We start from the raw sequence: 18,005 nt of genomic DNA on the forward strand, positions 1-18,005 counted from the left end.
ATCTGGCAGGACTACCTCGATCATGCAGAGGCCATTCGGCTCACCCCGGAGAACAAAGAAATCTATGCAAGGCGGAAAGAGACCGTAGAGCGCGGTTTCGGAGATGCCAAGGAGAAGTGTGGCATGCGATGGACAACCCTTCGCGGGAAGGAAAAAATGTCCATGCAGGCGATGCTTACTTTTGCTGCCTTAAATCTGAAAAGATTGGCCTGCTGGACCTGGGAGTCACCGGAACCGGCCTGACGGCCGGTCATTCCAAGGGGGGGATGGGAAAAAACATGCGAAATATCCACGAAAATGACAAAACGGACCCAAAAAGATTTCTTTTGGGTCCGTTTTTTAATCCGTTCAAATCAAAACCCGATAAGCTGAGCGTTTCAGATTGATCATTTCCTGAAGGTTGTCTGCAGACTGTGCCGCCGTCCAGTAGCGTTTTATATTGAACGATTAAAATGTTTTTGCAGGAAATCCGGTAAAGCTGTCGAAAGGAGGGAAAAGCAAGTTAAATGGGGAAATGGGAGGGAGTTACATGGTTGAGGAAACAAAAAAGATTGTGCATGCCATTCAGGATGAGTATCCGGATGATTTCGCTTGGTGCTACGGCTGCGGAAGACGGAATGGGAAGGGGCATCATTTCCGGACGGGCTGGGAAGGGGACGCGACCGTCACCCACTATGACCCTGCCGGAGATGAAATGGCTCTACCCGGCTTTGTTTACGGTGGGGTCATAGCGTCACTTGTCGACTGTCACGGAACCGGCTCGGCATCCCTTGCCTTGCACAGGAAGAATGGCTTTGAACCGGGAGACGGGGAGGCCCCGCCAAGATTCGTCACTGCATCACTTCACGTGGACTTCAAAAAACCGACACCCCATGGAAAACCCTTGAAAGCGACGGGGCGGGTGGAGGAAATCCATCCTAAAAAGTTCAAAGTTCATGTCGAAGTTGAAGCGGACGGAGAGGTATGTGTCACTGGCGAAGTGGTTGCTGTCGTCATGCCGGACTCTTTCCGGCAATGATAAATCATTAAAAGGAGAAACCGCCCGATCAATCGATCGGGCGGTTTCTCTGTAAATGGAAAAGTTGCTAGGGTTACTGCGCTGACGAAGCCTGTCATCCATCCCGTCATTTGCAGATGATCGGCCAAACTGCCGTTGCCTTCCCGGCTAAGGTATCACATACAGCGACCACCAAAGTTACAGTCAGGCTGTCAAATGCACTTACACAAAAAACTTACTGTTCACCGCAGTCTTTGTCGCCTGTCCTTCTGGCTAACATCGGCACCAACTCCCGAGTCACGTGCAAAGAGTGTCCGGAACCTTATTCCAGTCGTTCGCTGCTGAAAACCCATGACTCTTTAGGCGGGTTTTCTTGTGTCCTCCTGGTGTCCATTGTCTACCATCCCCTGAGTCCATTGCAAAAGCTGTCCGGAGTCACTCCGGTCAATCGTTTCGGCAGATCTCTGATTCAATCTGCCTATTCTTTTGTCCTCCTGGTTTCCATGATCCATCATCCTTTTGATGATTCGTCTTGCGGATTACGGACAGGACCGAGCGGAACATGCGGCGCAGACGAGAGAGGTCTTCGTCGTATCCAGCAAATTTCCCGACAAGGCTGTGCAGTTCTCCACTTTTGGCATCAGTCGAACCGATGCAGCTGGTGGTGTTTGCCTTGTACTGTTAGGATACCCGTCATCATTTGGAGTAAACATTTTAATCTTATTTTTTTGTGTTTTTTTAAAGAAGACAAGTCTCTTCCCATACAAATGAAATCCTGATAGAATTATCTTTAATTCGAGATAAGGAAGAAGGGATCCGATTGAAACATATTTATCAGGAAGGCAAAATGGGCAAACCGACGCTTCTTCTTCTGCACGGGACGGGCGGGACAGAACGTGATCTCTTGCCGATCGGAAACATGATTGATCCGGATGCCGGCATTCTGAGTGTGCGGGGCGATGTGCTTGAAAACGGAATGCCGAGATTTTTCAGGCGGCTGGCGGAAGGTGTGTTCGACCTGGAAGACTTGGTCAGGCGGACTAAAGATCTGAACAATTTTATAAGCAAAGCAGCAGACGACTATGGGTTTGACCGGAAAAACGTGATTGCTGTCGGCTACTCGAACGGTGCAAACATTGCGGCAAACTTGATGTTCCATTACGCTGATGCTCTGCGGGGAGCAATCCTTCACCATCCGATGGTTCCGATCCGCGATCAGGAACTTCCGGCACTGACAGGAACATCGGTCTTTATCGGTGCCGGCACCAATGACCCCATCTGTCCGGTGGATGAGGCGAAGGATCTCCGAAGTCTGCTGGAAGGAGCGGGTGCTGAAGTCCAAATCCATTGGGAGAACTTTGGCCACTCGCTGACCCGGACGGAAATTCAGGCGGCAGCAGCATGGTATCAAAATAAATACTGAAAAAAGCTCCAGTTCCCATTTGGGAACTGGAGCTTTTTTAAAACGGGAGCAGTGTCGATGCCGGACCGGGATCCGCGATGATGGACTCCAGTGATTTCAGAGGAATCGGAAAATAAGGGAACCCGTATACATACGCAGTAAGCTCATATAACTGGAAAAACACAGTGAGAGAATGGTCGGCGAGATAGAAATCCTGATCAGGTGAGATCGACACAAATGGTTCAAGAACAGGGACTTCCCATTGTTTGATCCATTCACTGATGATTCCCGACAGTAGCTTGGTATATTCACTGTCCGGTTTGAATAGGTCTTTCAGGCGGTACCGGACGCCGGTCTGCACGTCAAAGGTCAATCCTTTGGCCAACGTCAGCCCGTGAGCTCCGCCGGTGAAGGAATAGACGACGAGAAGAAGGCTGAGTACGCCCCGTTCGTTTGTCTTCACCTCATAATAACCGACCATCTCGACAAGGTTTTGTTTGCCATAACCGAGTTGCTTCAGAAGCTCAGCGAATTCAGTGACGATCTGAAGGTTGATCGCCGACTGTGCAGCCGGGTTGGCAAGACCGGTGACCTGCGGATATACCAGGTCAATTTTAGGAGTGGCCATGCGGATGGGATGGGATACAACCTGAACAGGAAGAGCAAACGGAATCGTAATTCATCCTTTTCGTTTTCTTCAGTTCATGCAGGCAGATAGGTTTGGGTGTCACTCTTTTGTAAGAAGTCTGAAGAAGGCAGTTGCTTTGGGGGCATTATAATGAAGATAACAACAGACTGGAGGGGGAATTGTGATGAAGACAACGACACCACTGACAGACCTGGAAATCGCAAGCCGTGCCAAGATGAAGCCGATTGGTGAGGTTGCAGCAACAGCGGGGATTCCGGAAGAGGCACTGGAGCCATACGGCCGATTCAAAGGGAAAATCCAAGTGGACAAGCTGCCTCCTGCCGTTGCGGACGGCAAAGTGGTACTTGTGACGGCGATCAGCCCGACCCCTGCCGGTGAAGGGAAATCAACAGTTACTGTTGGCCTTGCGGATGCATTTTCCCTTTTGGGCGAAAAAACGATGGTCGCCCTGCGCGAACCGTCACTCGGCCCGGTCATGGGGATGAAGGGAGGCGCCGCGGGCGGCGGTTATTCTCAAGTGTTGCCGATGGAGGACATCAACCTTCATTTCACAGGGGATATCCATGCGATCACAACAGCCAACAATGCGCTGTCCGCACTGATTGACAACCACCTCCATCAGGGCAACGAACTCGGCATTGATCCGAGGAGGATCACATGGAAACGTGTCCTGGACATGAACGACCGGGCACTTCGCCATGTGACGGTCGGGCTTGGCGGGCCGTCGGGAGGCATTCCGCGGGAAGATGGTTTCGACATCACTGTGGCATCTGAAATCATGGCTGTTTTCTGCTTGGCGAAGTCATTGGATGACCTGAAGGAACGGCTTGCCCGCATCGTGATCGGCTATACGTACGGGAAAGAACCGGTGACTGTCCGTGATCTGGGGGCGGAAGGTGCACTGACTCTTCTGCTGAAAGAGGCGTTCAAGCCGAACCTGGTCCAGACGATCGGAGGAACGCCTGCCCTGATCCACGGCGGTCCATTTGCCAATATCGCACACGGCTGCAATTCGCTCGCCGCCACCTTGACCGCCAAGCGGCTCGCGGACATCGTAGTCACGGAAGCCGGCTTCGGTTCCGATCTGGGCGCGGAAAAGTTCATGGATATCAAGGCGCGCCAGGGGGATTTCAAACCGGATGCGGTTGTCCTCGTGGCAACCGTCCGGGCGTTGAAGATGCACGGCGGTGTTCCGAAAACAGACCTGTCCGCGCCCGATACGCTTGCGGTCGCCGAAGGACTGCCTAACCTGGCAAAGCACATTGACACCATTCGGTCATTTGGCATCGAACCGGTCGTTGCACTGAACCGCTTCATCACTGATATAGATGAAGAACTTGAAACAGTGCTGGGTTATTGCCGAGAAAATGGTGTAAGGGCGGCTGTTGCAGATGTCTGGGCCCAAGGCGGGGCGGGCGGCACCGATGTTGCCCGGCTCGTCCTGGAACAAATCGGGAAAGGAAACCGGTTTGCTCCGGTGTACGATGAGCTGGATGCCTTTGAAGATAAAGTGGCCGCCATCGTGACGAAGGTTTACGGGGGGGAAGGGGTTCATTTCACGGACCGTGCACAAAAGCAGCTGGCCGATATCAGGAAGCGGGGCTGGGACATCCTGCCGGTCTGCATGGCGAAGACCCAGTACTCGTTTACGGATGACCCATCGGTTCTCGGACGACCTGAAGGGTTCAAGATCACCATCCGTGAACTGATCCCGAAACTCGGAGCCGGATTCATCGTCTGCCTGACCGGCGACATCATGACAATGCCGGGCCTGCCGAAGGAACCGGCAGCCATGCGCATGGACGTCGGCCGGGAAGGACAGGCGGTCGGCCTGATGTAGAATGTAAAAAACCGGACCTCCCATAAATGGGGGTCCGTTTTTTATTACGATGATTGAATAGAGCAATCCTCTTTCCACTGTCTGATAGCGGCCGCTGTTTCTGCTGCTGTGAGTGAGGTGCTATCGATGCGCAGATACCGGACGCCCGGGAGGAGTTTTTTCACTTCTCCTGGCTGCGAATTCAGCCGATGCTTTTCAAGACTCCCCAGCAACTCGTTCCTGGAGAAATCAAGATCACGTTTGGAGGGTTTCGCCAGCAGCCGGTCCTCTCCGGTATTTCTTTCAAGCCGTTCGGGCAGGGAAGCCTCCAACTCCACATAGTAAACTTTGCCGCCTGCCTGTAGGAACATTTTACAAACATCTTTGAGGAAAGCCCGGTCATTTTCCAGGTTGTAAGCAACAACAACGGTAAATATAATGCCTGAGACAACATTCCTTTCACTTTTGACAAAAGCGCGGAACAGATTCTTCCGTGTTTCATCCGACAGGCGGAACGCTTCTTTTGTGTACCCGAGAAACCTGGCGAACAAATCGAGGGTTTGGTGGTTATAAAGAAGTTCCGCATCCATGTGCTTCTCCAATTCTTTGCCAACCGTCATTTTACCGACGGCTTGGGGACCGGTGATCAGGATCAGTTCCACGTTTTACCTCCTTCCGGGTTTCAGGCTCTCCTCGACATACGGCCTTGTGACCGACACGTCGCTTTTCAGAAGCTCTTCAGGCATTCCCGTGAAGAGAATGTTGCCGCCGGCATTTCCTCCTCCGGGTCCCAGTTCAATCAGGTAGTCGGCCTGCTTGATGACATTTAACTGGTGTTCGATCAAAAACAAGCTATTTCCTTCTTCGACCAGTTGGTGAAACAGATCCAACAGCTTGAGCGTGTCATCCGGATGAAGGCCTTCGGTCGGTTCATCCATGATGAAGACGGTCCCTTTCTCATTCAGATGGCTTGCCAGCTTCACCCTCTGCAGCTCACCGCCTGAAAGAGTCGACATGGATTGATCCAGGCGGATATAACCGAGTCCGACACGATTCAGGGCAATGAGCTGATCAGTGAACAGTTCGTCCCCGAAGAAACCGATCGCTTCTTTCACCGACATTCCCATCACATCCGCAATCGACCGACCGTCCACCCGGTACCGGAGGACTTCGGGGGCATAACGTGTACCGTCACACACCTCGCAGACCGTCTCGATCGGATCCATAAAGTGCATGCCGGTCACGATGATGCCTTTGCCTCCGCATGCCGGACAGCCCCCTTTGGAATTGAAGCTGAAGAGAGAAGCGGGGGCACCGGTTTCTTGGGCAAACCGTTTCCGGATATCATCGGAAATACCCAGATAAGTCGCAGGTGTGGAGCGGGACGTGGCACCGATGGCTTTCTGGCTGATGGAGACGATCGGTCCTGTCCAATCCTGCTCGAACAGCCGCATGAGTGAACTTTTCCCTGATCCGGCCACACCCGCAATCACGGCGAGCACGCCCAATGGGAGGTCAACCGTGACGTTTTTCAGATTGTGCAGCGAAGCCTGTTCAAGGCGGTGCCATCCGGAAGGCTTCCGGGGACTGTTGTTCAGAGGGACAGAATGGCGCAGAGACCGGCCGGTCAGCGTGCCGGATGCCAGGAGATCCGGATAGCTTCCGGTGAACATCACCTCACCGCCATATTCTCCGGCGAACGGCCCCATATCGATGACGTGGTCTGCCAGTTCGATGATTTCAGGATGGTGCTCCACGATCAAAATGGTATTGCCATGGTCACGCAGCTTCATCAAAGACTTTCTCAGGCGCCTGAGGTCCGAGTGATGGAGCCCGGCACTTGGCTCGTCAAAAACGTATACCAAATCGGTCAGGGAGGAGTTGATGTATTTCGCGATTTTCGTCCGTTGAGCTTCACCTCCGGATAGGGTGCTGATGCCGCGGCTGAGGGTCAGATAACCGAGACCGATGTCGACCAGAGCGCGAAGCCGGAGTTCCAATTCCTTCTTGAGATCGCTTGCCACCGGATCGGCGATGGACTGGATAAATGAAATGGTCTCATCAATGGGCATGGCCACGACGTCGGCGATACTATTGCCACCGATTTTGCAGCTCCGCACTTTTTCATTGACACGGGTGCCGTTGCACACCGGGCACTCATAGGTCGTCACCATTTGGTCAAGCAGTTTCTGGTGACGCTTGCCTTCCTTTTGGGTAATGACACTCCGGTACATGCGGGGGACGATCCCTTCGAACTTGGCGGATTTGGGCCAGTTGTCGGGAGGGTTCTTGAGTTTGATCTGGGGGGAGTAGAGGAACAACTCCAGTTCCTCCGGCGAATAATCCCGTATTTTCTTGTCGAGGTCGAACAGGCCGCTGTACGCATACCGTTTCCAACGCCAGGCGCCAGTGGTGAAGGCGGGAAAGTTGATGACTCCTTCATCATTCAGCGACTTATCAAAGTCGATCAGCTTATGGACATCCAGGTCCGTGACTTCTCCGATTCCTTCGCACCTTGGACACATGCCGGACGGGTGATTAAAGGAAAAGGCATCGGAGTAGCCGATGAATGGACGTCCGACACGGGAATAAAGAAGGCGCAGCTGAGCGTAGATATCCGTGTATGTCCCGACTGTCGAACGTGAATTTTGAGCAGGCTTCTTCTGATCAAGGATGATGGTCACCGGCAGGTTCTCGATTCTGCCGACCCGGGGCCTGCCGTACTTCGGAAGGTATTGCTGGACAAAACTTGGAAACGTCTCATTTAGCTCGCGGCGGGATTCAGCGGCGATGGTATCCAGGCAGAGAGAAGATTTTCCGGAACCGGAGACGCCGGTGAAAACGGTGATTTTCTTTTTGGGCAAATCGACAGAAACATTTTTCAGGTTATTTTCACTTGCATCCACGATTCGGATGAATTCTTGGCTGACAGATGGCATGGCGACACTCCTTCAAGGCAATCATTAAACTAATTTGGCCCTTATGGGGTACTGTACACTATCGGGGAGGAGAGAGGGAAGATGTCATTTTGTCCGGAAATCTGGCCGGAAGATCGTGTTCCTGGTGGTGAACGGGATTGCAGGGAGTGCGGGCTTTACAGGCAGGGGACGAGGATGGTATGGGGAGAAGGGAATCCCGAAGCACCCATCATGGTGATTCTCGATAACCCGGGCGCCCGGGAAGACCGTGAGGGCAATCCGTTTGTATGCGGAACCCGCCTGACTCTCCAGCAGGCCATTCACGAAACCGGGTTGGATAGCAAGCTGTTTTATGTGACCTATATTTTAAAAAGAAGGCCGATCAGGAAATACGATAAGGAAAAGACGAGGGACATCTGCATGCACCGGCATTTGGATAAACAGTTGCAAAATCACCGTCCGGCACTGATTCTCTGCCTCGGCAATGTCGCCCTACAATCGTTTTTCGGGAATTCCGAATTGGACGTGAAGGGGATGCGGGGCAGTTGGTATGACGTAAACGGCTATTCCGCAACTGTAGCCTATCATCCGTTGGCTGTCAGGCGCCGTCCCAATCTTTATCGGCTATTCCTCGAGGACCTGGAGCTCGTCAAAAGCAAAATTGATGAGGGCTGATCCGGCCACGAAAAAAAGCTGCCCGGCATCGCCGGACAGCAACCAGAGTCAGATCAGCAGGCCGAACAGGTAGCTGTCTTTATTCAATTCCTTATAAGGAAAGCCGAGCGTGTTCATGCGTTCGATCAGGCCGGAGTAGTCTTCCCGGTGCTTGATCTCGATACCGATAAGGGCAGGCCCGTTTTCTTTGTTGTTTTTCTTCGTATATTCAAATGTCGTGATATCGTCATCGGGTCCGAGTACGCTATCGAGGAATTGGCGGAGCGCACCGGCACGCTGCGGAAAATCGAGGATGAAGTAGTGGAGAAGCCCTTCATGGATGAGGGATTTTTCCTTGATCTCCTGCATACGGCTGATGTCGTTATTGCCGCCACTGATCACACAGACGACTGTTTTCCCTCTGATTTCATCTTGATATTCATCAAGCGCTGCGATCGGCAGTGCCCCTGCCGGCTCAGCTACGATGGCATGCTCATTGTAAAGGTCAAGGATGGCGGTGCAAACCTTTCCTTCCGGGATCGGGAGGATATCGTCCACATACTCTCTGCAGATTTCGTAAGTAAGGGTTCCCGGTCTCTGGACGGCAGCCCCGTCCACGAATTTGTCGATGGAAGCCAGTGCTGTGACTTGTCCGCTCTCTAGGGAAGCTTTCATGCTGGCGGCACCCGCAGGCTCCACGCCGATCATTTTCGTCTGTGGAGAGACGTTCTTGATATAGGTGGCAAGCCCTGACATCAGACCGCCTCCTCCAATGGAAGCGAAAACGAAATCGGCAGGCTCTCCGATGTCATTCAGGACCTCCACTGCGACGGTGCCCTGTCCGGCCATCAGGACGGGGTCATCAAACGGATGGATGAACAACTGGCCATGCTCCTCCTTGTAGGCCAGGGCTTGGGCGGATGATTCGTCGAATGTATCCCCGGTCAGGATGATTTCGACTTGGTCACGTCCGAACATTTTCACCTGATTGATTTTCTGCTTTGGTGTAGTCTGCGGCATGAAGATTTTCCCTTCGATGCCGAGTTCTGCGCAGGCATAGGCGACGCCCTGGGCATGGTTCCCTGCACTTGCGCAAACGACTCCCTTTTCGCGGGCTTCCTGTTCCACGGATTTAATTTTGTAATAGGCCCCCCTAAGCTTGAATGACCGGACGTGCTGAAGGTCTTCGCGCTTGACGTATATCCGGCAGTCATACTTTTCGGAGAGCCGCTTGTTCAGTTGCAGTGGCGTATGCGCAACGACTTCCTTCAGCTTCTGATAGGCGATCAGGATATCTTCCACGTGAAGCAATTTTGTCCGTTCATTTGTAGCTGGCATCCATAACACGACCTTTTTTTGAAATTGAATGGTTTTATTCTATCACGGATAAATCCAAATCTCACGGTAATATTCAAAAAATTCGTGTACAATTATATCTTCTAAAATAAGCCATTATTCAGGAAAGCGCTTGCAAGAGGCACGGCATTCCCGTACAGTCGGTGTAAACAGCAAAGGGGGCAGAAAATTGGCGAAAAGGACGATGGAAGAGGAAAGGGATCTTGACCGGCTGGACAGCCTCAAACGGTTCAGAGAGGAATTCTATATACAGCCGGAAATGATTTACATGGACGGTAATTCTCTCGGCCTGATGTCCCGCAGGGCGGAGCGGACACTTTTGGAGATTATGGACTCGTGGAAAGCACATGGGATCAACGGCTGGACGGGGGGAGAGTGTCCCTGGTTTTATCTCCCTGAACAGCTATCTGCCAAAATGGCTCCGTTTGTCGGGGCCAAACCGGAAGAGGTGATGGTGACCGGATCGACCACGTCGAATCTGCACCAGATCCTTGCCACTTTTTTCAGACCGGATGGCAAGAGGACGAAGATATTGGCGGACGAACTTAATTTTCCGAGCGATATTTATGCGATCAAGAGCCAGCTGGAGCTCCGCGGCCTGGATCCCGTGGAACATCTGGTCAGCGTGAATAGCCGCGATGGCCATCTGATCGAGGAAGAGGACATCATCGGCGCCATGTCGGAAGAAATAGCCATGGCGATTCTTCCGTCGGTGCTTTATAGGAGCGGGCAGGTTCTCGATATGCCTGCATTGACGGAAGCGGCTCACCGCCACGGCATCCTGATCGGGTATGACCTCTGCCATTCGGTAGGCGCGATGGAGCATTCCCTCCATGACTGGGGAGCCGACTTCGCGTTCTGGTGCACCTACAAATTCCTGAACGGCGGCCCTGGCTCTACCGGCGGGCTGTTCATCCACGAACGGCATTTCGGCACCGCTCCAGGACTTGCCGGCTGGTTCGGGTCTGATAAAGAGAAGCAGTTTGATATGGAACATACGATGACGCCCGCACCCCATGCCGGCGCTTACCAGGTGGGGACCCCAAACATCTTCAGCATGGCACCGCTTGCCGGCTCGCTTGAACTGTTCGAAGAAGCGGGGCTCAGTGCCCTGCGGGAAAAGTCACTCAGGCTGACACGCTTTATGATGGAGCTGGTCGACCAGGAGTTGGACGGCCACGGGTTCAAGATGGCGAATCCCCGGGAAGATGGACGCAGGGGAGGCCATGTCTACCTGGAACATGAGGAAGCTGCTCGAATTTGCAGCGCGCTGAAAGCGGAAGGCGTCATTCCTGATTTCAGGGCACCGAAAGGTATCCGGCTGGCGCCGGTCGCGCTCTATAACTCATTCGAAGAGGTTTGCCAGACGATCCTGACTCTGAAGAAAATCATGGATGAGAAAGCATACATGAAGTTCGAAAACCAGCGCGGCGTCGTTGCCTGATAAAGGAGGGGCGGGCCATGCCCAAGAAGATATCCGATCTGAAAAAAGCGCTTGAGTCCGAGCAAGGCATCCATACGGACTTCAGGGAGTCGATGACTTACGGCGAATATCTGTCCCTGGATAAAGTGCTGTCAGCGCAAAACCGTCTGTCCGGACACCATGACGAAATGCTGTTCATCATCATCCATCAGGTGAGCGAACTCTGGATGAAGCTGATTCTGCATGAGCTCCGGTCAGCCATCGAAGACATCGGACAAGATGACATGCAGCCAGCATTCAAAAAGCTTGCCAGGGTGTCGAAGATCCAGTCGCAGATCATCCAGGCGTGGGATGTTCTTGCGACAATGACTCCTGCGGAATACCTGGAGTTCCGGGACAGTCTTGGCCGGGCTTCCGGCTTCCAGTCTTATCAATACCGGCTGATCGAGTTCGCGCTCGGTTACAAGTCGGAAGCTATTCTGAAAATCTATGAGAAAGACCCGGAGGTGCAGCGGGCCCTGCAGGAAGCTTACCTGTCACCGGGGCTTTACGATGCGGCCATCGGGGCGCTTTCCAGAGCCGGATTCCCGATTAACCCCGACCTGCTGGACAGGGACTGCACGGTGGTCTATGCCGGAGATCCCTCTGTCGCGGCGGCCTGGGAAGAAGTGTACCGGGATGTCGGCCGCTACTGGGACCTGTACCAGCTGGCTGAAAAAATGGTCGACGTGGAGGACTGGCTTCAGCAATGGCGGTTCCGTCACATGAAAACGGTGGAGCGCATCATCGGATTCAAAAAAGGCACGGGCGGTTCATCCGGTGTCGGCTATTTGAGACAAGTGCTCGACCACCGGTTCTTCCCTGAATTATGGGATTTGAGAACTACGCTGTGAAAGGAGGGGAAGAGATGGAGAAAGGCGGATGGATCGATATCACCCAGCCGCTCACGAACGGCATGGCGAACTGGCCGGGAGACACGCCGTTCAATTTTGAACTGGGAGTCACGAAAGAGCAGAGCGGATCGGTCAATATCGGGGAGATCCGGACAAGCCTCCACATGGGCACCCATGCGGACGCCCCGTTCCATTTTGATGAGGCAGGCAAGAAATTGCATGAATTGGATGTAAAGATTTACATCGGAAGGGCAAAGGTCATCGATGTGACCATGCACGCTTATCTCGGGCGAAGCGAGCTTGAAGCCTACGACTTGGATGGAGCGGAGCGGCTTCTCCTGAAAACATCGGAAACGAACAATCCGTTTGTCTTCCCGCAATCGTTCATTGAGCTCCGGCCGGATATCGGCCCTTACTTGGGGGAAAAGGGGATTTTCCTTCTCGGCATCGACGTCCCTTCGGTAGACCGGACGGACAGCAAGGACCTGCCGACCCACCATGCGCTCGGCGACAACGGCATCTGCATCGTAGAGAATTTGATGCTTGCTGACACGGAGCCGGGGGATTACGAATTGATCGCGCTGCCTCTTGCCATCCAAGACGCAGACGGAAGCCCTGTCAGAGCGGTCATAAGAAAGATCTGATACCAACCGGCCCACCGGACATACGAAGAGAGCCACCTGCCCGTGGAAAGCGGCAGTGGCTCTCTGTCGATTTTATCAGGGGAACGGGACGATCATCCATCCGAGAAAGAAGATCACGCCGGTGAAGAAAATCAGGAAAAGGGCAATGCCGATTCCCCACAGGCCGAGTGGACGGCTGTGTCTGCCGAAAAGCGAAACCAGGCCCGATATCAGGATGGCGGAAACCCAGAAAGACAGCTGCTCCATAAACGAGATATCATAGCCGGACAACATCGAAATATTCAGGAGCAGCAATGCAAGGACTCCCGTGATAACACTGAACCATCCAATTATCCGGAAAGAAACGACCTTTACTTTGTCCAATTCCACAGTTTCACCTCACCCAGTTTCATGGAACGGATTAAATCCGAACGTTCCAGTGCTTCGATTTCCCGTTTTGGACCGGTGACGACCACGCCATAGGTCTTAAAGCCGTTCGTCTCGATATAATCGATCCGTTCTGCGAGCGCCAAGTTTTTATGAGAGGAAACTTCCATTGCCAACCCCTCATACGGCTGGATTTCCTTGAGCAGCTGCAGGAACGTCTCTTCGTGTGACATGGAATCACGGAAAGGCGACCAATAGGTCCGGTCAGGCTGGACCGGGTAACCGATCGGGGAAACGGGATCCCCGTCCGCGCTCAGCATCTCATCTTCAATTCCGGTGTAGATGGCAGCCCATAAGACATCGACGCCGGGAAACGCTTTTCTGAGCTCGGTGATGCTATAGAGATCGTTGAGTGAGAAGTAGGCTTCGGCAACGGTTTCCTCAGGCAGGCCTTTAAGCATAAGCCAGTCTTGACCACTGTCAACCTTCGGCACCTGCCCCGGGTGGACCAGCCACTGATTGTCCTCACCCGGGTACCTTGGCGGATTCCTGTCGAGGTTCGAAGCCATTTCCTTTTCCACCAGATCATCCAGGACAAAATGCAGGTTATAATGGCGTACCGGATAGTGCTCACTGCCGACCTGCTTGTATTGGTCAAATGACAGATTCATGGAGAATAGTGAAAAATCCATATCAAATTCCATTTCTTCAAGGGAGGTGTTCGGTTCAGTGAGGTAAAGCACTTTGCTTGCCGTATCCATCAGTGTTGTCGATTTTGTTCCGAACGCATAATAGGCGAAAGTCAGCATATAGCCGATCGGAACAATGAGCAGGGCTACAGTGAGCGCCTTCAGTATCCGTTTCCACCTTGTGACGGCAATTGCCCGTTTCAATGCGGGGGAGCTGTCTTTTTCTGTATGGCTTTTCAGTTTCTCGGAAGGGGCCATTCCATCGCCTCCTTTACAAGTATTTTTCCGGGCTGTCCGCTGCTGCGCAATCCCTCGATACTATTCACGTTTGAGCATCCAAGAAAGTTGCGGAAATCACGACGGATTTTAAAATTCTTATTTGATTCGTAATTTTACTGAAATCGAAAAACCGGGTTTGCAATAAAAAATATGATTTAGAAGTTAAAGGTAATTGACAACAACACTTTCCGTATAATACAGTACATAAGCAGTAAAAAAGGCGAAGGAGGGCCGGCGAGACGCCCAAATCGGAAAACAATCAAAAGCGCCTGAGCTGGGGGAATCGGATCACAGCCCCAGCAGACGAGGTGGAGGTTCATCGAATTTTCGGCGGATGCCTCCCGACCGCGATGCCCGGTTGTCATGCTTTCCAGCAAACCGCACAAGCGATTGTGCGTCACAGAGAGGAAAGCCGGTATCATGCTCCGCATACGGGAGCGGGAAATTGCCCGCTCATGCGGATCTCATTGACTGCTGTTACAGCGCCCACTGTCCGTTTTAAAAACGGAAACCAGGACGCTTATTTGACATTGACTGAACTGGAGGAATTGAATATGTGTGGAATCGTAGGCTATATCGGCTTGAATGACGCGAAGGAAATTTTGTTGAGAGGGCTCGAGAAGCTGGAATACCGCGGGTATGATTCTGCCGGAATTGCCGTTTCGAATGCTGGAGGCGTATCGCTTTTCAAGTCTAAAGGGCGGATTGCCGACCTGAGGGACATCGTGGATGAGTCGACAGAAGCCCAGACAGGCATCGGACATACACGGTGGGCAACACATGGCGTGCCAAATGTGACGAATGCCCATCCCCACCAGGATGCATCCAACCGCTTCACCCTCGTCCACAACGGCGTCATCGAGAACTACGACAAATTGCGGCGTGAGGAACTCGCTGATGTGCAGCTCGTGTCGGATACTGACACGGAAATCATCGTCCAGCTGATTGCCAAATTCGTCTTCGGAGGCTTGACGACAGAAGAGGCGTTCGCAAAAACGCTTCGTATGCTTCACGGCTCTTATGCCATCGCGATGCTGGATGAAGAGGAGCCGGACACGATCTTTGTCGCCAAAAACAAGTCGCCACTTCTTGTCGGCCTCGGAGAAGAATTCAATGTAGTGGCATCCGATGCCATGGCGATGTTTCAGGTAACTGACCAGTTTGTCGAGCTGCATGACGGGGAAATGGTCATCGTTACAAGAGAAAATGTTCGGATCCGTACCCTGAACGGGGAGACGATCAGCCGAGAGCCGTACAAAGCTGAGCTCGACGCCACAGACATCGAGAAGGGCACTTACCCGCACTATATGCTAAAGGAAATTGATGAACAGCCGGCTGTTCTCAGAAAAATCATCCAGGCTTATCAGAATGAGGACGGGGAGCTTCACGTGGATCGGGAAACGCTCGATGCCATCAACGGAGCGGACCGGATCTATATCATCGCTGCCGGCACGAGCTACCATGCAGGGCTTGTCGGAAAAGAGTATTTCGAGAAGTTCGCAGGCGTCCCGACAGAAGTCCATATCTCAAGTGAATTCGGCTATCACATGCCACTCCTGTCCGATAAGCCGCTGTTTGTCTTTATTTCTCAATCCGGAGAGACAGCAGACAGCCGTCAAGTGCTCGTCAGAATCAAGGAGCTTGGCCATCCGTCACTCACAGTGACGAACGTGGCGGGATCAACCCTGTCGCGGGAGTCGGATCACACGGTCCTTCTGCATGCAGGACCGGAAATTGCCGTCGCTTCGACAAAGGCTTACACCGCACAGATCGCGGTTCTCGGCATTCTTGCAGCACTTGCCTCTGAAGCGAAAGGCAAGACGATCGGCTTTGACCTCATCCAGGAGCTCGGCATCGCCGCTAATGCCGCCCAGACCATGGTCGACCGAAAAGAGGAGATGGAAGGTCTTTCTTTCGACTTCCTCGAACTGAGCCGCAATGCGTTCTTTATCGGCCGTGGCCTTGATTATCATGTCAGTCTCGAAGGTGCGCTCAAGCTCAAAGAAATCTCCTATATCCAAGCAGAAGGATTTGCCGGCGGCGAACTAAAACACGGCACCATCGCCCTCATCGAGGAAGGCACGCCTGTCTTTGCACTCGCCACCCAGGAAGCCGTCAGCCCGAACATTCGAGGCAACGTCAAGGAAGTCGGAGCCCGTGGCGCCAAATCCTGCATCATCTCGATGGAAGGCATTCAAGAGGAAGGTGACCGGATCGTCATCCCGGCAGTCCATCCGATGCTGGCACCGCTTGTCTCGGTCATCCCGCTACAACTAATCAGCTACTACGCCGCTCTCCACCGCGGATGTGACGTCGATAAGCCGCGCAACTTGGCTAAATCGGTGACGGTGGAGTGAAGTAGATAGTTAAATAGAATTCTTCCTTATAAAACGTTCCCTAACACGAGCGGAAGTCGGAGATCACCATCCGATTTCCCTCGTGTTTTTTATTGGATGAAAAGAGCAAGGAAAAAGCCTGAAGAGAAAGAAAGTGGGGAAAAGCGAGAAGAAAAGCGTGGGAGAAAGCCTGATAAATCCTATATATACTAATGGGGTGTATGTTAACATATGGTAGGAAAGTAATTAAATCTTGTGAACTTAATTTGACACCAATGGTATTTAAAAATGAAAGTCTGCTTTACTGATAATCATCAATTAGGTGGTGATGGGATGAAGGTATTAAATGCTGAAGAATTACATGCAGGCTTGAATAGGAATATGGAGATGCTCCATCGTCTTGAAGTAGAAATGCAAAGCATTGAAAAAGCAATGAAAGAACTTACCCAGTTGGAGGAGTCATTGAAAGGGGAAGGTGGGAATGCCATTCGTTCGTTTTATGAAGAATGTCATGTACCATTCCTACAATTTTTTCAGCTGTTTTCCGAACAATTTAATCAAGTGCTTCAACAGATGGAGGCAGCTCTATACTCACTAGAACCTGATTCGCAAGGCTACATACTAGAGCAATTTCTAGAAGGTGAACTTGAACAGAGACTTACGTTGATGGGCCGGTTAACAAGTAACTTGACGGATGAGACAAACAGCATTATGGATCAGGTAAATGACATTGTTGGGCTACCACATCTTGATGATAGTGGCGTACAGGAGGGAGTCATCCATTCGAAAAGAAAACGTGATGACACGGTCACGCAGCTTTACGAATTTGATGCTACTCAGACGAACGCACTTCAGCCCGCAGAACAAGATATCCAGACAATGAAAACCTGGCTCGCTGATTTAGAAGGATTGTTTAAAGACGGGCTTACTGATATCCATTTTCAAACAACTCAATGGGCAGCCTTAACCTCGTGCAACCCACTTTTGACCCATTTGGCATCATTCTCCGAAGTTGATTCCATGGAAGTAGAGGACAAAGAAACGATAATAGACACGGGGATAGAAGTCGTGAAAGGAGCCGGAACGGGTCTTTTTGATGCAGGAAAAGATTTCGTGACAGGCCTGTGGGATACCATCACAAATCCAAAAGCCACTGTCGATGGCATAGCGAATGCATTCTCAAATCCAGGAGACACTTATAACACCATTAAAACGGCCATTTCAGAATCCTATGAACGAGATATGGTCAATGGCGATGCCAATTCGCGTGCACATTGGGTTACTTACGCTTTAGGGACGGTGGCAACGTCTATTGTCGGGACAAAAGGTGCCAACGCCCTCGTCAAGACAGGTACCACTGCAGCTAAAGCAAGTGTTCCAACAATCGTTTCCGCTACTAATCATGCGAGTGCTTCCCTTGCCAATCTCTTGCCATATACGCCACGTTCTCAGTTGGCTATGGCAGGAGGAATCCCTTACAATGTGGTCAATGGTGTACAGTTGAAGGATCAACTGATTACAATGGCAAAAGCTGAAAGTGGAGTTAGTGGAGTAACAGAGAAAGTTGTTACTAAGGGTAC

Annotated in this window: 16 protein-coding genes; 10 read left to right on the plus strand and 6 right to left on the minus strand. The window is 52.0% G+C overall.

Annotated features, from left to right (window positions below):
• The 3 genes from BLT01_RS14335 to BLT01_RS14345 all read left to right on the plus strand — a co-directional run.
• A partial coding sequence (locus tag BLT01_RS14335; RefSeq protein ID WP_143020606.1) for a transposase occupies window positions 1-243 on the plus strand: 243 nt, incomplete at its 5' end.
• A 286-nt stretch (window positions 244-529) separates the two neighbouring features.
• Window positions 530-1,018 (plus strand): PaaI family thioesterase, encoded by a 489-nt coding sequence (locus BLT01_RS14340; protein ID WP_092098918.1) that lies wholly within the window; start codon window positions 530-532, stop codon window positions 1,016-1,018.
• A 799-nt stretch (window positions 1,019-1,817) separates the two neighbouring features.
• Window positions 1,818-2,420 carry an alpha/beta hydrolase gene (locus BLT01_RS14345; protein ID WP_092098920.1) on the plus strand — a complete coding sequence of 201 codons (603 nt, stop codon included), beginning with the start codon at window positions 1,818-1,820 and terminating at the stop codon, window positions 2,418-2,420.
• Window positions 2,421-2,457: 37 nt separating this feature from the next.
• Here BLT01_RS14345 and BLT01_RS14350 read toward each other — a convergent pair whose 3' ends face one another.
• Window positions 2,458-3,027, minus strand: a complete 570-nt coding sequence (locus BLT01_RS14350) for a DUF3298 and DUF4163 domain-containing protein (RefSeq protein ID WP_092098922.1) — start codon at window positions 3,025-3,027, stop codon at window positions 2,458-2,460.
• Window positions 3,028-3,211: 184 nt separating this feature from the next.
• Here BLT01_RS14350 and BLT01_RS14355 point away from each other — a divergent pair, with 184 nt between their 5' ends.
• Complete coding sequence (locus tag BLT01_RS14355) at window positions 3,212-4,888, plus strand: formate--tetrahydrofolate ligase (protein WP_092098924.1); 1,677 nt, start codon at window positions 3,212-3,214, stop codon at window positions 4,886-4,888.
• A gap of 44 nt (window positions 4,889-4,932) precedes the next feature.
• Here the strand turns inward: BLT01_RS14355 and BLT01_RS14360 are convergent, their stop codons facing one another.
• Together BLT01_RS14360 and BLT01_RS14365 are read right to left on the minus strand one after the other, a co-directional pair.
• A complete protein-coding gene (locus tag BLT01_RS14360; protein ID WP_092098926.1) occupies window positions 4,933-5,529 on the minus strand; it encodes an AAA family ATPase in 597 nt (198 codons plus the stop codon).
• A gap of 3 nt (window positions 5,530-5,532) precedes the next feature.
• A complete protein-coding gene (locus BLT01_RS14365; RefSeq protein ID WP_092098928.1) occupies window positions 5,533-7,806 on the minus strand; it encodes an ATP-binding cassette domain-containing protein in 2,274 nt (757 codons plus the stop codon).
• 81 nt (window positions 7,807-7,887) lie between these two features.
• Between BLT01_RS14365 and BLT01_RS14370 the strand changes: the two genes are divergently transcribed.
• Window positions 7,888-8,460, plus strand: coding sequence for a uracil-DNA glycosylase (locus BLT01_RS14370; protein WP_092098930.1), 573 nt, complete (start codon window positions 7,888-7,890; stop codon window positions 8,458-8,460).
• Between the two features lie 48 nt (window positions 8,461-8,508).
• Here the strand turns inward: BLT01_RS14370 and ilvA are convergent, their stop codons facing one another.
• Window positions 8,509-9,777, minus strand: a complete 1,269-nt coding sequence (gene ilvA / locus BLT01_RS14375) for a threonine ammonia-lyase IlvA (RefSeq protein WP_092098932.1) — start codon at window positions 9,775-9,777, stop codon at window positions 8,509-8,511.
• Between the two features lie 202 nt (window positions 9,778-9,979).
• On the opposite strand from ilvA, the gene kynU reads away from it, so the two are divergent.
• From kynU to kynB, 3 genes are read left to right on the plus strand one after another with little or no spacing between them, the layout of a single operon-like run.
• Complete coding sequence (gene kynU, locus BLT01_RS14380; protein WP_092098946.1) at window positions 9,980-11,239, plus strand: kynureninase; 1,260 nt, start codon at window positions 9,980-9,982, stop codon at window positions 11,237-11,239.
• A gap of 17 nt (window positions 11,240-11,256) precedes the next feature.
• The gene (kynA, locus tag BLT01_RS14385) at window positions 11,257-12,111 is read left to right on the plus strand and encodes a tryptophan 2,3-dioxygenase (RefSeq protein WP_092098935.1); all 855 of its coding nucleotides are present in this window, start codon (window positions 11,257-11,259) and stop codon (window positions 12,109-12,111) included.
• A gap of 14 nt (window positions 12,112-12,125) precedes the next feature.
• Window positions 12,126-12,755, plus strand: a complete 630-nt coding sequence (gene kynB / locus BLT01_RS14390) for an arylformamidase (RefSeq protein WP_092098937.1) — start codon at window positions 12,126-12,128, stop codon at window positions 12,753-12,755.
• A gap of 75 nt (window positions 12,756-12,830) precedes the next feature.
• Here kynB and BLT01_RS14395 read toward each other — a convergent pair whose 3' ends face one another.
• Together BLT01_RS14395 and BLT01_RS14400 are read right to left on the minus strand one after the other, a co-directional pair.
• Complete coding sequence (locus BLT01_RS14395) at window positions 12,831-13,124, minus strand: hypothetical protein (protein ID WP_092098940.1); 294 nt, start codon at window positions 13,122-13,124, stop codon at window positions 12,831-12,833.
• Window positions 13,106-14,068 (minus strand): anti-sigma factor, encoded by a 963-nt coding sequence (locus BLT01_RS14400; protein WP_092098942.1) that lies wholly within the window; start codon window positions 14,066-14,068, stop codon window positions 13,106-13,108. The genes BLT01_RS14395 and BLT01_RS14400 overlap by 19 nt, the downstream gene beginning before the upstream one ends.
• 575 nt (window positions 14,069-14,643) lie before the next feature.
• Here BLT01_RS14400 and glmS point away from each other — a divergent pair.
• Window positions 14,644-16,446 (plus strand): glutamine--fructose-6-phosphate transaminase (isomerizing), encoded by a 1,803-nt coding sequence (gene glmS / locus BLT01_RS14405; protein WP_092098944.1) that lies wholly within the window; start codon window positions 14,644-14,646, stop codon window positions 16,444-16,446.
• 312 nt (window positions 16,447-16,758) lie between these two features.
• Window positions 16,759-18,005 (plus strand): ribonuclease YeeF family protein (locus BLT01_RS14410; RefSeq protein ID WP_176765181.1); only part of this gene is annotated, 1,247 nt, incomplete at its 3' end.

The sequence above is a fragment of the Bhargavaea beijingensis genome (genome assembly GCF_900101985.1).
Classification (GTDB): domain Bacteria; phylum Bacillota; class Bacilli; order Bacillales_A; family Planococcaceae; genus Bhargavaea; species Bhargavaea beijingensis.